This is a genomic window from Mycobacterium sp. NPDC003323, assembly GCF_053589535.1.
This window is the reverse complement of sequence record NZ_JBSFSB010000013.1, coordinates 41,915-58,010: the sequence shown is the minus strand read 5'-3', so window position 1 is coordinate 58,010 and position 16,096 is coordinate 41,915. Positions and strand designations below refer to the sequence as shown.

The 16,096-nt window shown below is 69.2% G+C and carries 4 protein-coding genes; 2 read left to right on the top strand and 2 right to left on the bottom strand.

Going from position 1 to position 16,096, the window contains the following annotated elements; translation table 11 throughout:
• Positions 1-172: 172 nt before the first annotated feature.
• Positions 173-2,008, bottom strand: a complete 1,836-nt coding sequence (locus ACWDUN_RS23390; protein ID WP_449932397.1) for an acyl-CoA dehydrogenase — start codon at positions 2,006-2,008, stop codon at positions 173-175.
• Between the two features lie 259 nt (positions 2,009-2,267).
• On the opposite strand from ACWDUN_RS23390, the gene ACWDUN_RS23385 reads away from it, so the two are divergent.
• The gene (locus ACWDUN_RS23385; protein ID WP_449932396.1) at positions 2,268-3,347 is read left to right on the top strand and encodes an NAD(P)H-dependent amine dehydrogenase family protein; all 1,080 of its coding nucleotides are present in this window, start codon (positions 2,268-2,270) and stop codon (positions 3,345-3,347) included.
• A gap of 75 nt (positions 3,348-3,422) precedes the next feature.
• Here the strand turns inward: ACWDUN_RS23385 and ACWDUN_RS23380 are convergent, their stop codons facing one another.
• The gene (locus tag ACWDUN_RS23380) at positions 3,423-14,321 is read right to left on the bottom strand and encodes a type I polyketide synthase (RefSeq protein ID WP_449932395.1); all 10,899 of its coding nucleotides are present in this window, start codon (positions 14,319-14,321) and stop codon (positions 3,423-3,425) included.
• Between the two features lie 339 nt (positions 14,322-14,660).
• Between ACWDUN_RS23380 and ACWDUN_RS23375 the strand changes: the two genes are divergently transcribed.
• A complete protein-coding gene (locus ACWDUN_RS23375; RefSeq protein WP_449932394.1) occupies positions 14,661-16,082 on the top strand; it encodes a condensation domain-containing protein in 1,422 nt (473 codons plus the stop codon).
• The last annotated feature ends 14 nt before the right edge of the window (positions 16,083-16,096 follow it).

The following is a 16,096-nucleotide window of genomic DNA, read 5'->3' as shown; positions in this document are numbered from 1 at the left end:
CCTGCCGCGCATGCCACGCTGCTCTCAGCAGAACGCCGCGGCGAAACTCGCGTACCCGGGCCATTTCGGGCCCGGATCACCCCCATCGCGCGTGTCTCGGCGGTGCTCGGCAAAGGGCCCGCACAACGCAAGAGCCCCCGGCGAATCCGCCGGGGGCTCTTGGTCAGGGAACTCAGAACGAGGCTTCGTCCAGTTCCATCACTTCGTTGTCGAGCGCGTCCAGCACGGTACGGGTGCTGGTCAGCAGCGGCAGGAAGTTCTTGGCGAAGAACGACGCGGCCGCGATCTTGCCCTCGTAGAACGCCTTGTCGGCACCGGTGGCGCCGGCGTCGAGCTTCTCGATCGCGACGGCGGCCTCACGCTGCAGCAGCCAGCCGACCAGCAGGTCGCCGACGGACAGCAGGAAGCGCACCGAGCCCAGGCCCACCTTGTAGATGGCGGCCGAATCCTCCTGCGAGGCCATCAGATAGCCGGTCAGCGTGGCGGCCATGCCCTGGACATCCTCCAGCGCGGTCGCCAGCAGCGCGCGCTCGGCCTTCAGCCGGCCGTTGCCGGTGGCGTTCTTGACGAAGGTGTCGATCTCACCGGCCACGTAGGCCAGCGCCTGACCCTTGTCGCGGACGATCTTGCGGAAGAAGAAGTCCTGCGCCTGGATCGCGGTGGTGCCCTCGTAGAGGGAGTCGATCTTGGCGTCGCGGATGTACTGCTCGATCGGGTAGTCCTGCAGGAAGCCGGAACCGCCCAGGGTCTGCAGCGATTCGGTCAGCTGGCGGTAGGCGGTCTCCGAGCCGAAGCCCTTGACCACCGGCAGCAGCAGGTCGTTGACGCGCACCGCCAGCTCGGCGTCCACATCGTGCAGCGCCTTGGCGACTTCGGCGTCCTGGAAGGTGGCGGTGTACATGTACAGCGCGCGCATGCCCTCGGCGTAGGCCTTCTGGGTCATCAGCGAACGACGCACGTCCGGGTGATGGGTGATGGTCACGCGCGGCGCGGTCTTGTCGGTCATCTGGGTCAGGTCGGCACCCTGCACGCGGTCCTTGGCGTACTCCAGGGCATTCAGGTAACCGGTCGACAGGGTGGCGATGGCCTTGGTGCCCACCATCATGCGGGCCTGCTCGATGACGTCGAACATCTGCGCGATGCCGTTGTGCACCTCGCCGACGAGCCAACCCTTGGCCGGGACGCCGTGCTGGCCGAAGGACAGCTCACAGGTGGCCGAGACCTTCAGGCCCATCTTGTGCTCGACGTTGGTGACGAAGACGCCGTTGCGCTCGCCGAGCTCACCGGTCTCGAAGTCGAAGAGGAACTTCGGCACGAAGAACAGCGACAGACCCTTGGTGCCCGGGCCGGCGCCCTCGGGGCGAGCGAGCACCAGGTGCGCGATGTTCGGGAACAGGTCATCGGCGTCGGCCGAGGTGATGAAGCGCTTCACCCCGTCGATGTGCCAGGAACCGTCGGACTGCTGGACGGCCTTGGTGCGGCCGGCGCCGACGTCGGAGCCCGCGTCGGGCTCGGTCAGCACCATGGTGGCGCCCCAGTTGTTCTCGGAGGCGATCTGCGCCCACTTCTTCTGCTCTTCGGTGCCGTTGTGCGCGAAGATCTGCGCGAAGCCGGCGCCGCCGGCGTACATCCAGACGGCGGGGTTGGCGCCGAGGATGTGCTCGTTGATCGCCCACAGCAACGCCTTGGGAGCCGGCATTCCGCCGAGGTCCTCATCGAGGGCGACCTTGTTCCAACCGCCTTCGATGGTCGCGTTGACCGACTTCTTGAACGACTCCGGCAGCGACACCGAGTGGGTGGCCGGATCGAAGACCGGGGGATTGCGGTCGCCGTCGGCGAACGATTCGGCGATCGGCCCCTCGGCCAGGCGGGCCATCTCGCTGATCATCTCGCGGGCGGTGTCGGCATCGAGATCGCTGAACGAACCCGCGCCGAGCGCCTTGTCGAGACCGAGCACATCGAACAAGGTAAATACCTGGTCACGGACGTTGCTCTTGTAGTGGCTCACGGTTTCTCCTCGGTGAGATCGAAGCTTGCGGTTGGGTACTCGGATGCGGACTGCGCTAAGTTACCCACCAGTAACTGATTCAAACTATACCGCCCGGTAACCACATCTCAAAGGGGTGTCGAGCAAATTTTCGCCAGCGAACCAACCCGGCGGTTGATCGGGCGCCCGGCCGACCGAATTCATGCCCTGTGAGCTGCGATTTCGACCGATCTGTGATGCTCGCCACGAAGCGCCCCATCAAACCTCTAGGGTGAGGCGCATGAGGCGTGTGGTGGTGTGGGGAACGGGAAACATGGGCTCGACGGCGATCCGCTCGACGGCCGCCTTCCCGGGGCTGGAACTGGCCGGCGTGATCACGTCGACGACGGAGAAGGCGGGCCGCGACGCCGCCGATTTCGCCGGACTGCCCGCCCCCACCGGGGTGCAGGCCACCACGGATGTCGAGGCGGCCCTGGCCGACGCCGATGCGGTGGCCTATATGGCCTCCGGCGACATCCGACCCGAGGAGGCCATCGCCGATATCGAGCGCTGCCTGCGCGCGGGCAAGCATGTCGTCACCCCGTCGCTGTACTCGCTCTACGACCCGGCCTCGGCCCCACCGGAATGGGTGGACCGGCTGACCGCCGCCGCCGAGGAGGGCGGCGCCACCCTGCTGGTCAGCGGTGTCGACCCCGGCTGGGGTAACGACGCGCTGGCGGTGACCGCCGCGAGCCTGTGCACCCGCATCGAGACCATCACCTGTCAGGAGATCTTCGACTACTCCACCTACAACCAGCCGTTCGCGGTCAAGGTCTCGTGCGGTTTCGGCGGCTCCATGGACGAGACTCCGATGATGCTGCTGACCGGGATCCCGACCATGGTGTGGGGCGGCAACGTCCGGCTCATCGGTCGCGGCCTGGGCATCGAGATCGACGAGATCACCGAGGAGGTCGAGCGGCTTCCGCTGCAGGAGACCGTCGACACCGTGATGGGCCCGTTCGAGAAGGGCACCCAGGGTGCCTTCTTCCTCAAGGTGATCGGCTGGTCGGGCGGAAAGCGCCGGGTCGTCATCGAGCACATCACCCGCATCCATCCGAGTTGCGCGCCGGACTGGCCGCAACCCGACGAGGGAGTCGGCGATCACCGGGTGATCGTGGACGGCGATCCGCAGCTGACCATCACCACCCGCGCCGACGTGCCCGGCGGCACCCGCGCCGACGGTGGCAACACCACCGCCGCCAACCGGCTGCTGGGCGCGCTGAACTGGCTCGCCGAGCAGAAGCCCGGCATCTACGACGGCCTGCAGGTGCCGCTGCGTTCGGCGCTGGCTCCCGAGGCCGAAACCGCGCGCTGGGCCTGAGCTCCGCCCAATCTGAACTCGATGGCGGAGAAACTCCGAAAAGTCGCCATCAAGTTCAGATTCGACAGAGACCAGCTAGGCCTCGGCCTCCGATTTCGTTTCGGGTTCGGCGGCCTCGGCGTCGGGTAGCTGGGACACCAGATGCTCGCCGAGTTCGCCGATGGTCGGGTAGTCGAACACCGCGGTCGGGCTGATGTCGAACTTCCCGCCGAACTGGCCGAACAACCGGTTGCGCAGCTCGACGGCCATCAGCGAGTCGGTACCGAGGTCCAGGAACCGGCTGGTCGCCGCCGGCGGCTGCGCCAGCCGCAGGAAGCCCTGCACCTCCCGCTGCAGGAACTCGGTGATGAACCCGGCCCGCGCGGCCACCGGAAGCTCCTGCAGCTGCCGCAGCAACTCGCTGTCACCGCCGGCCGCGGTGTCGCCGCTGGGCAGCACCTGATCCAGCAGCGGCGGACGGATGCCGCCGAGCATCTTCGCCGTCCGCTGCCAGTTGGCCTTGAGCACCGTGGACTGCCCGACCCCGTGCCGCATCGCCTCGCCGAGCGCGGCCAGCGCCGCCGACGGCTCCAGCGGCATCATGCCCTGCGCGCTCAGGTTGGCCATGGCGGCCTGCGAACTGGCCATGCCGCCGTGACCCCAGGGTCCGAAGTTGACCGCGGTGGCCGGCAGCCCGGCCGCCCGGCGCGCCGCCACCAGACCGTCGAGCAGGGCGTTGGCGGTGGCGTAGTTGGCCTGCGAGGGCGAACCCAACACCGCCGACGCCGACGAGAAGACGATGAAGAAGTCCAGGTCGTCGCCCGTGGTCAGGGTGTGCAGATGGTGCGCGCCATAGGCCTTGGGGCCCAACGTCGTACGGAACCGGTCCAGCGTCTGCTGGCCCACCAGCGCGTCATCGAGGACACCCGCCAGATGAGCCACCCCCGCCAGCGGCGGCAGCTCGCGACGGATGCGGTCCAGCAGGCCCGCGGCCTCGGCCTCGTCCCCGATATCGGCGCAGAACACATGAACCCGGCAGTGGTAGCGCTCGGTGATCGCATCGATCGCCTGCTGGGTCTCCGGGTCGGGGCTGCGCCGACTGGTCAGCACGATGTCCCCGGCACCAAGTTGGGCCAGGTATCCCGCGGTGTGCAGACCCAGCGCACCCAGACCACCGGTCACCAGATAGCTCCGATCACCGTGCGGCTGCAGCGGTTTGGGCATCTGGATGACGATCTTGCCGATGTGGCGTGCCTGCTGCATCCGGCGGAACGCGGTCCTGGCCTCGGTCAGCGGGTAGACCTCGGCCGGGACCGGGGTCCACACGCCGGTGGCCATACCGTCGGACACCTCGACCATCAGCCGCTGGATGTGGTCGGGATCGCTCATCATCGTCACGTCCAGCGCGACGATCTCGTAGTCGATATCCGGACGCACGGCGGCCATCTGGGCCGCCGTCCAGATATCGCGCTTGGCGATCTCGGCGAACCGCCCACCCTGCGCGGTGGCCCGCACGGTGGCCTCGATGAACCCGTCGTTGGTCAGGCTGTTGAGCACCACATCCACGCCGGCGCCATCGGTGTCGGCCAGGATCTGATCGGCGAAATCGGTGGTGCGCGAGTCGTAGACGTACTCCACGCCCATCGCCCGCAGGGTGGCTCGCTTATAGGTGCTCGCGGTGGCGAACACCGTGGCCCCCTGGTGGCGCGCCATCTGCACCGCCGCCAACCCCACACCACCGCTGGCGGCGTGGATCAGCACCCGATCACCCGGCTTGATCTGAGCCCAGTCGAAGGCCAGCCGAACCGTCAGCGCCGCAGCGGGAATCGTCGCGGCGTCCACCGAGCTGATCCCGTCCGGCACCGTCGCCAGCAGCTGGGCCGGCACGTTGAGCCTGCTGGAGAACGCCCCCTGCATGGAGCCGAACACCCGTTGGCCGATGGCGAAGTCGGTGACGTCCTCGCCCACGGCGGTCACCACACCGCACAGATCGCCGCCGATCGGACCCGGATCACCCGGATACAGGCCCAGCACATTGAGTACATCGCGGAAGTTCAGGCCGGCGGCCTCGATCCGCACCTGCACCTCGTGGGCCTGTGGTGCCGTCACGTCCTTCTCGGTCAGCCGCAGATTGTCGATGGCGCCGCGCTCGGTCGGTGCCAACACGAAATCATCCGAGCGCGGCATCGGCAGATAACCGTTGCGGGCCCAGTGCAGCAACCGCGGCACCAGGAACCGGCCCTGCCGCACCGCCATCTCGGGCTCGGTGACCGGCGTGCCCAGCGCGCCGGCCAACCAGGCACCGGAGTCGGCGGCCTCGGTGTCCACCATGCGACAGCGCAGCGTCGGCTGCTCGGCGACCAGCGTGCGCCCGAAGCCCCACAGCGCCGACTGCACCGGATCGACCGGCTCCCCGGGCTCGGTCGCGACCGCACCCTGGGTGATGATCCACAGCCCGCCGGTCAGGGTGGTCTTCTGATCGGCCAGCGCGGTCTGCGTGGCGGCCAACAGCGCGGCGATCTCGCCCTCCAAACGCTGGGCCAGTTCGGTGCTGGACTCCTGCCCGGCGGATCGAGCCGTGCTGCGCCAGACGATTCCGGTGACCGGCGCGCCGCGCTCGGCCGCAGCGGCGAATGCCGCTTCCCAGGCGGCCGGATCGGTGGCCGACTCGATGGTGACGGCACCGGGACGTTCGGCCGCCAGCGCGTCGTGCCCGGCGATCAGCCAGGTGCCGCCGGCATCCTCGGTGGCGGCCTCCGGTGCCGCACCCTCATGCCAGCCCAGCGTGTACAGCAGCCGGGTGGAATCCCCGCCGAGGCCGCGCAGCAGCGCCTCACGCGGTGCCCGCTTGACGGTGAACTCGCGGATACCGCCCAGCAGCCGTCCCTCGCGGTCGGTGAAATCGATGTCGAACACCAGGGTTTCGCTGTTCAGCGGTCCCTCATGCCAGCGGGCCCGGCAGTAGAAGCGCTTGGGCATCTTCTCGGCCAACTGCACCTGCCCGTAGCGCAGCGGCAGAAACAGATCGTGCATGCCCTGTTCGGCGGCCAGGACGGCCGGGAACGACGGGAACGCGACGCCGGTGCACAGGTCCAGCAGCACCGGATGCATCGGTTCGCTGCCGAGATGCTCGGCGAGTTCCTCGCCGACGGACACGTCCCCGATCGCCTCACCGTCGCCGACCCACAGCGAGCGCAGCGAGGTGGACCATGTCGGCCCCCAGGCCAGTTCGAGATCGTTGAAGATGTCGAACAACTCCTGCGGACGGGTCCGGTTCATGTGCTCGATCGCCTCGTCCGGCGGTGTCACGGTCGCGTCCGGTTCCGGCAGGTCGACGCCGGAGGCCAGGGTGCCGTCGGCATTGAGTGACCATTCGGACTCCCGCACCCCGTAGGGCCGGCTGTGCACCTGGAACTTCCAGCCGTCCTCGGTCGTGCGCAGCGTCAGCTGCACCTCACGAGCGGCCTTGTCCGGCAGGATGATCGGCTCGTAGAAGTAGACGTCGGTCACCCGGGCCGGGGCGCCCGCGGCGGCCATCGCCATCGCGGCGTACGTCGCTCCGGGCACCACCACCGTGCCGTAGATGACGTGATGGGCCAGCCACGGCTGCGTCTTCACCGAGAACACGTTGCTGTAGACCGTGTCCCCGGAGGCCAGATCCTTCGGGCTGCCCAGGATGCCCGAGGTCGCGGTGCCACCGGAACTCATGATCGCCGAGGCCTTGGGCCAATAGCGACGCCGCTGGAACGGATAGGTCGGCAGCTCCAGTCGGTGCGCCGGGGCGTGGAACCGTGCGCCGAAATCGGGCCGGTGCCCACTGATGTAGGCCGTCGACAGCGCATCGGCGATCTGCCGTTGCGCGTTGGCGCCCTTGCGCAGCGACACGATGGTGCGCGGTGTGGCAGCGGAATCCGGCCAGGACTGCAGCGCGGCCGCGGTCAGGATCGGCTGCGGGCCGATCTCCATCAGCACCGTGCAGCCCAGCCCGGCCACGGTGCGCACGCTCTCGGTGAACTGCACCGGCTGGCGCGAATGCCGTCGCCAGTACAGCGCGTCGATGGGCGTGTCGGCGGTGAGCACCGCGCCGGTCCGGTTGCAGACCAACGGCAGCGACGGCACCGCATACGTGAACTGACCTGCAAACGCCTCGAATTCGTCGAGGACGGGATCCAGCAGCTCGGAGTGGAAGGCGTGGCTGGTCTCCAGCCAGGTGCAGCGGGCGCCGTCCTGGCTGCAGTTGGCCACGATCTGCTCCAGATCCTCACCCGGACCCGAAAGCACCGTGTTGCGGCCGTTGTAGGCGCCGACCGACACCCGGGAGAAGGCCTCGGCGGCCTTTTCCACGTACTCGGGATCGGCGAACACCGCCACCATCCGGCCACCGGCGGGCAGGCTGCCGAACAGGCGGCCGCGCTCGGCGATCAGCCGCACCCCGTCCACGAGGCTGAACACCCCGGCGACGCAGGCGGCCGCGTACTGGCCGACGCTGTGGCCCAGCACCGCGTCCGGTTCGATGCCCCAGGACTGCCACAACCGGGCCAGCCCCATCTCGACGGCGAAGATCGCCGGCTGCGCGAACGAGGTGTGCTTCAACGTCTCGGCGGCCTCGCGGCCCGAACCGAACAGCACCTCCAGCAGCGGACGCGGCAGGATGCCGTCGACGGCCTGCGCGCAACGTCGCACGGTGTCGGCGAAAACCGGCTCCGTGTCGAACAACTCGCGGGCCATGCCCGGATACTGGCTGCCCTGGCCGGGGAAGAACCAGGCCGTCGTCGGGGGATCGGTGCACTCGCCGCGCACGACGCCCGGCCGCAGCCGGTTGGCCACCAGATCCTCCAGCAGCATCTTGGCCTCGGCCGGCGAACTCGCGACCACCGCGGCCCGATGCTCGAAGTGCGCGCGCCCGGCGCCGGCGGTGAAGGCCACATCGGCCAGCGCCGCGTCGGGGTGGGCGTCCAGCCAGGCGCCGTAACGCTGGGCCAGGGCATTCAGACCCGAGGCCGACCGTGCCGACAGCGGCAGCACGCTCAGCGCCTCCTTGGGCGCCTCGACCGGCTCGTCCGCCGACTCTGAAGCCGCCGCCGCGGGCGCCTCCTCCAGCAGCACATGGGCGTTGGTGCCGGTGAAGCCGAACGAACTGACCCCGGCACGACGCGGCCGTCCGTTGGTCTGCCACGGGGTGGCCTCGTCGACGACTCTGACCGGCAGGCTGTCCCACGGGATGTGCGGGGACGGATTCCGGAAATGCAGCGTCTGCGGCAGCATCTCGTTCTGCATCGACAGCACGACCTTGATCAGCCCGGCCACGCCGGCGGCGGACTCGAGGTGACCGATATTGGTCTTCGCGGTGCCCATCAGCAGCGGGCGGTTCGCCTCACGGCCGTTGCCGTAGGCGGCCGCGGCGGCCTGCACCTCGATGGGGTCACCCAGCGGGGTGCCGGTGCCGTGCGCCTCCAGATAGTCGACGTCACCGCCGCCGAGCCCGGCGCGGTTCAGTGCCGCGGTGATCAACCGTTGCTGCGCACCACCATTGGGCACCGTCAGACCGCTGGACGCGCCGTCCTGGTTGACCGCGGTGGACCGGATCACCGCGGCGATCCGGTCCCCGTCACGCTGCGCGTCGGACAGCCGCTTGAGCACCAGCACACCGCAGCCCTCACTGCGGACGTAACCGTCGGCCGCGGCGTCGAAGGTCTTGCAGCGCCCGTCCGGGGACAGCATCCGCGCCTGTGAGGCGGCGACGATCGACGCCGGGCTCAGCAGCACGTTCACCCCGCCGGCCAGCGCGAGATCGCAGTCCCCGGCGTGCAGCGCCTGGGTCGCCTGGTGGACGGCCACCAGCGACGAGCTGCAGGCGGTGTCCACCGCCATGGCCGGGCCCTCCAGCCCCAGCGTGAAGGCCACCCGGCCGGCGATCGCGTTGAGCGCGTTGCCGGTGATGAAATGCGCCTCCAGGTTGTCCACCGAATCACCGGACAGCAGATGCGAGTACTCGTTGGCGCCCACACCGACGAACACGCCACTTCGGCTGCCGCGCAAAGACGCCGGGGAGTACCCGGCCCGCTCCAGTCCCTCCCAGGCGATTTCGAGCATGAGCCGCTGCTGCGGGTCGATCCAGATCGCCTCGCGCGGGGAGATGCCGAAGAACTCGGGATCGAAACCGTCGACGCTGTCGAGGTATCCGCCGCTGCGGGTGTAGATCTTGCCCGGCGTCTGCTGGTCCGGGTCGTAGAACTCGTCGACGTCGAAGCGGTCCTCCGGGATCTCCCGGATGGCGTCGACACCGCCGGCCAGCAGATCCCAGTAGGCGTCCGGATCCGGTGCGCCGGGGAATCGGCAGGCCACCGCGATGACGGCGATGGGCTCATCGGTGGCCGCCGAGGCCAGCGAGACGTGCGCCACCTCGACCTTGCTGGCGGAGGACTCGTTGAGCTTGAGCACATCCCCGAGCAGGTAGTCGGCCACATCGCTCAGGCGTGGGTAATCCATCGCCAGGGTCGCCGGAAGTTCCTGGCCGACCGCGCGTTCCAGGCGGCGGCGCAGCTCCACGGCCATCAGCGAGTCCATGCCCAGATCGAAGAAGCCGGCCTCCTCGCGGACCTCGGCGGCGTCGACCTGGGTCACTTCGGCCACGGCGTTGCGCAGGTACTCCAGCACCAGCTTCTTGCGCTGCTGCACCGGCGCGGCGGTCAGCTGTTCGACCAGTTTGGTGGTGCCGGGCGCGCCGGCCGGTGCCGACACCGCGTCGGGCACCTCGCGGGCCACCTCCGACAGCAGCGCACGGGCTCCGGTCTGCAGATAGACCGGCAGGAACCGCGACCAGTCGATGCGGGCCAGCACGGCCTGCACACTCGGACCGACCAGGACATCGGCCAACCCCGCCAAGGCATCCGCGGGCGGCAAGGTGCGGACCCCGCGGCGGTCCAACTGCGCGCGCGCGTCCGGGTCGGCCATTCCCGCCGACCACGGACCGAAGTTGACGCTGAACCCGGGGATGCCCTGTTCACGCAGCCGCCAGGTCAGTCCGTCCAGGAACGCGTTGGCCGCGCTGTAGGCGCTCTGCCCGTAACTGCCCCACACCGACGAGATCGACGATGTCGAGATGAAGAAGTCCAGCGGCAGACCGGCCACCGCCTCGCTCAGATACCATGCACCCCAAACCTTTCCGGAGAACACGCGGTCCAGCTCGGCGGGCTCCAGGGTGGCCAGGGCGGTGGTGCTGTTCTCGCCGGCGGCGTGCACGATGCCCGCCAGCGGCGGCAGTTCGGCCTGCACGGTCGCGATCAGATGGGCGATATCGTGCGGATTGGCCACATCGGCGGTAAGCACCCGCACCGCGCAGCCGTGCTGGTTCCCGATCGCGTCGATGCGTTGTTGGGCGGCCGCACCGGGGGCGCGCCGGCTGGTCAGCACCAGCTGCCGGGCGCCGTGCGCGGCCAGGTGTGTGGCGATCTCCAGGCCCAGCGAGCCGAGCCCGCCGGTGACCAGATAGGTAACGTCGGAGCGCAACTCGAGCGGTTTCGGGTTCGGCTGGCCGCTGCGGCGGACCAGTCGGGGAACCCGGACGGTATGGCCGCGCACCGCGATCTGATCCTCGCCGCGGGCTGCCGAGACCACCTGCCGGATCAGTTCGGGCCATTCGTCGGCGTGGCCGGTCACATCGGCCAACCCACCCCACAGCTGCGGGTACTCCAGCGCCGCGGCGCGGCAGAAGCCCCACAGCGCGGTCTGTTCGGGTGACACGGCGTCGGTGTCGGTGACCCGCTGGGCGCCGCGCGTCAGCACCCAGACCGACGCGCGCAGATCGGCCGCGGCCGCGGCGCGGAACAGGCGCTGGGTGCCGTCGAGGATGCGGTGCTGCATCCGCAGCAGGGATTGCATCGACGGTGTGCTCGGCGCGTCCAGCGCCGCGATGTGCAGGATGCGCAGTTCGGGTTCGTCCTCGACCGCCGCGCGCAGCTCACCGGCCAGCCGTTGCTCTTCGGCGTCGGAGACCGGCAGGCTCAGCACCCGGTGCCGGTGGCCCAGTGCGGCCAGCGCATCTTTGAGTTCGGCGGCGATGGTGGTGTCGTCACCGATCAGCAGCCACGCCGCACCCGCACCGGTGACCGCGGACGCGGTGACGGCCGGCTGCCAGCGGATCTCGTAGCGGGCATCGGCGATGGACTGCGCATCACGCTGCCGGTTGTGTTGCACCGCAAGCTTGTTCAGCGCGTCGATGGTGGCCTGGTTGCCCTCGGCACCGTCTAGCAGCGCGGCCAATTCCGCGATTCGGCCGTCCTCCAGCAGGCGCACCGCCTCGGTGCGCACGGTATCGGTCTTGGCAGGTGCGGCGGCCTGCTTGTCCCGGAACCAGTACTGCCGGTGCTGGAACGGATAGGTCGGCAGGTCGAGCTTGCGGGCCGGGCGTCGCACCACCGCATCGAAATCGGGGTGGTGCCCGGCGACGTAGGCGTTGGCCAGCGCGTCGATGATCTGGCGGTGGTCGGCGGCGTTCTGGCGCATCGACGCGATCGCCCGCGGTGCGGTGGCCGGGTCGGGCCAGGCGCGCATCGCCGCGGCGGTCAGCACGGGTTGCGGGCCGACCTCGACCAGCACCGCGCAGCCCAGGTCGGCCAGCGTCGCGACGCCCTTGGCGAACTCGACCGGCTGCCGGGCGTGCCTGCGCCAGTAGGCGCCGTCGAGTTTGGCGGTGCGGCCCAGCGCCGCGCCGGTCCGGTTGCACACCAGGATCCGTTGCGGGGCCTTGTACTCGAATTGGTTGGCGTAGGCCTCGAAGGCGTCCAACGCGGGGTCGAGCAGGGCCGAGTGGAAGGCGTGGCTGGTGTCGAGCCAGTCGCAGCGCACACCGGCGTTCGCCAGCCCGGCCACCGCCTGCTCCAGATCGGGGCCCGGGCCGGACAGCACCGTGTTGGCCCCGTTGTAGGCGGCCACCGACAGGCTCGGGTACTCGTCGGCGAGCCGTTCGACGCGGTCGGGATCGGCGAAGATCGCCGCCATCCGCCCGCCGGCGGGCAGAGCACCGAAGAGCCGGCCCCGCTCGGCCAGCAGTCGGATGCCGTCCTCCATGCTGAACACGCCGGCGACGCAGGCCGCCGAGTACTGGCCGACGCTGTGGCCGAGCACCACATCCGGTTCGAAGCCCCACGACTCCCACAGCCGCGCCAGGCCCATCTCCACGGCGAAGATCGCGGGCTGGGCGTACTGCGTCTGCCGGATCGTCGCGTCCCCGTCGGGGGCGTCGAAGATCAAGTCCAGCAGTGGAATGTCGAGGGCGTCGGCGCAGCGCTTCATGGTGTCGGCGAACACCGGCTCGGTCTCGAACAGCTGCCGGGCCATGCCGGCATACTGGCTGCCCTGCCCGGGGAACAGCCAGGCGGTCTTGGGGGCATCGGCACATTCCCCGCGCACCAGTCCCGGCGCCGGCCGGTCATCGGCCAGCGCGCCGAGCAGTTCGCGGGCCGACTCGATCGAGTTCACCACCAGGGCGGCCCGATGCTCCATGTGGGCGCGGCCCGCGCCGGCGGTCAGGCAGACATCGGCCAGCGTCGCCTCGGGATGCTCGGCCAGCCAGCCGCGGTACTGCTCGGCGGTCTGCACCAGGGCCGCCGGCGTGCGGGCCGACAGCGGCAGCACCATGAAGCGGCGGTCATCGGTGGCCGCGGCGGCCGTCGGGGCGGGTTGGGGTGCCTCTTCGAGGATGACGTGGGCGTTGGTGCCGGAGAAGCCGAAGGAGCTGACGCCGGCCAGCCGGGGACGCTCGCAGCGCTGCCAGGAGGTCGATTCGTCGACCACCCGCACCGGGATGCGGTCCCACGGGATGTGCGGCGACGGGGTGTGGAAGTGCAGGTGCTTGGGCAGTTCCTGATGTTCCAGGGCCAGCACCACCTTGAGCACTCCGGCGATACCGGCGGCCGCCTCGAGGTGGCCGATATTGGTCTTGGCGGAGCCGATCAGCAGCGGCTGGTCGGCGTCGCGGCCCTTGCCGAGTGCGGCCGCGGCGGCCTGCACCTCGATCGGGTCACCCAGCGACGTCCCGGTGCCGTGCGCCTCCAGATAGTCGATGTCGGCGGGGGTGACGTCGGCGCGTTCCAGCGCCTCGGCGATGACCCGCTGCTGGGCGACACCGTTGGGCACCGTCAGCCCGCCCGATGCACCGTCCTGGTTGACCGCACTGCCGCGGATGACCGCGCGGATGTGGTCGCCGTCGCGGATCGCGTCCTCGAGCCGCTTGATGACGATGACACCGCACCCCTCGCCGCGGACATAACCGTCGGCGGCGGCGTCGAACGTCTTGCACCGGCCGTCGGCAGACAGCATCCGGGACTGGGAGAACGTGATCATGGTGGCCGGGCTCAGCAGCACGTTCGCACCGCCGGCCAGCGCGAGATCGCATTCGCCCAGCAGCAGCGCCTGGCAAGCCTGGTGGATGGCCACCAGCGAGGAACTGCACGCGGTGTCGACGGTGACGGCGGGGCCGTGCAGGCCCAGCCGGTAGCTGATGCGTCCGGCACCCGCGGCACCCGACGTGCCGATGGCCAGATAGGCCTCGACCTCGGGGTAGGTCAGCTCCGAGGACGCCATCGCCAGGTAGTCATGGGTGGACAGGCCGACGAACACACCGGTCTTGGTGTTGGCCAAAGCCGTTGGCGCAGTGCCCGAATGCTCGACCGCACGCCACGAGGTCTCCAGCAGCAGGCGGTGCTGCGGATCCATCAGGCGCGCCTCGCGCGCCGACACGCCGAAGAACGGCGCATCGAACCCGGTCACGTCGTCGACGAAGCCGGCGCGCCGGGTGACGACCTTGCCGGCCGCCCCCGCATCGGAATCGAAGAACTCGTCGGCGTCCCAGCGGTCCTGCGGGATCTCACTGACCGCGTCTCGACCGCCGGCCAGCACGTCCCAGTACTCGTCGGCGTCGGCCGCTCCGGGGAGACGCGCGGCATAGCCGATGATCGCGAATCGGGTCGACTGGGCATGCTGGGTTGCTGTCATCAGGTGTACTCCCCGCCTCGATCCGATGAACATCCGATGATGAGTTTCGAAAGCCGTGGATCCAGGCCGCGCCATGGTTCGAAATAGCTGCTGAAAACGGCTGCGGCCTGCTCATCTGCCGACAGCCACAGGCCGGTACCTTACTCGGCCGTAAGTATTGCATGTAGGTTGCTAAGTCACGCGGTTTCACCTCGTCCCCGAAAGCTGTCCGCAGCGGCCCGCGAACTCGGGTGAGGTAGCTGCTGTCCGAGCGAACTCTGCGCCGGTAGCCGCTATCGTGAAGTCGCCGTCGGTGCGGTCAGCACGTCACCGTCGACGCTCGAACCCCGGAGGGACAGCTTGCGAATCGGGAAGATCACCATCGGCACCATCGACGACTGGCAGCCGGCCCCGGGTGTGGTGACCTCATGGCATCCGAATGCGGAAGCCATGGAGAAGGCCCGCCAGGCGCCCGTCAGTTCCGTCCCGGTCAGCTATATGCAGGGCCAGCATCTGCGCGGCATCTACGAGCAGGCCGCCAAGGGACTGGACTACTCGCGGCAGATCATCGCCACCTGCGAGGTACCGGGGACGTGCGATATCGCGGCGATGAACCACGCGCTGAACTCGTATCTGCGCCGGCACGACACCTATCGGAGCTGGTTCGAGTACTCGGGATCCGGCGATGTCGTGCGGCGCACCATCGCCGACCCGGCCGATATCGAGTTCGAGCCCGTCGACCACGGCGAGATCACCGCCGCCGAGGCACGCAAGCACATCGTCGACATCCCGTCGCCGTTCGAATGGGGATGTTTCTCGTTCGGGATCGTGCAGAGCGAGGACCACTTCGACTTCTACGCCAGCATCGACCACGTGCACGGGGATGCGGCGCTGATCGGCATCACCATGCTGGAGGCGCACGGCATGTACACCTCGCTGACCACCACCGGTCAGCCGATGCCGTTGCCCGAGGCCGGCCACTTCGATGACTTCTGCGTCGAGGAACGGGACCGGACCGCGGAGTTGACCGTCGATTCTCCCGAGGTTGCGGCCTGGATCGAATTCGCCGAGAACAACAACAACAGCATGCCGGAGTTCCCGCTGCCGTTGGGCGATCCAAACGTGCCGACGGTAGCTGACATGGTCGGCGAGATGCTGCTCGACGCCGATCAGACGGCCCGGTTCGAGGCGGCCTGCGTCGCCGCGGGTGTGCGATTCGTCGGCGGGTTGTACGCCTGCACCGCGATGGTCGAGCACGAACTGACCGGCGCGGCGACCTACTACGGGCTGACCCCGCGCGACACCCGCCGCACCACCGACAACTTCATGACCCAGGGCTGGTTCACCGGCCTGGTGCCGTTGACCGTGCCGATCGCCGCGACGACGTTCGCCGAGGCCGCCTGGTCGGCGCAGACCTCGTTCGACTCCGGGCTGAACCTGGCCCGCGTGCCGTATTACCGGGTGCTGGAACTGGCGCCGTGGCTGGACAATCCGCATCCGAACTTCCCGGTGTCGAACTTCCTGCACGGCGGCGCCGCGCCGTTGAACGCGGTGCTGGCGGCCGCCGAGATGGGCTATTCGAACAACATCGGCATCTACTCCGACGGCCGGTTCTCGTATCAGCTGACGATCTACGTCTTCCGCTACGAGGCGGGCACGGCGATGGCGGTGATGTTCCCCGACAACGAGGTGGCCCAGAAGTCGGTCACCCGCTATATCGCGACCATGAAATCGGTGATCGAGCAGGTCGCCGAGACCGGGGACTGGGGTCGTTTTGGTTAAGCCGGAATCCGGCG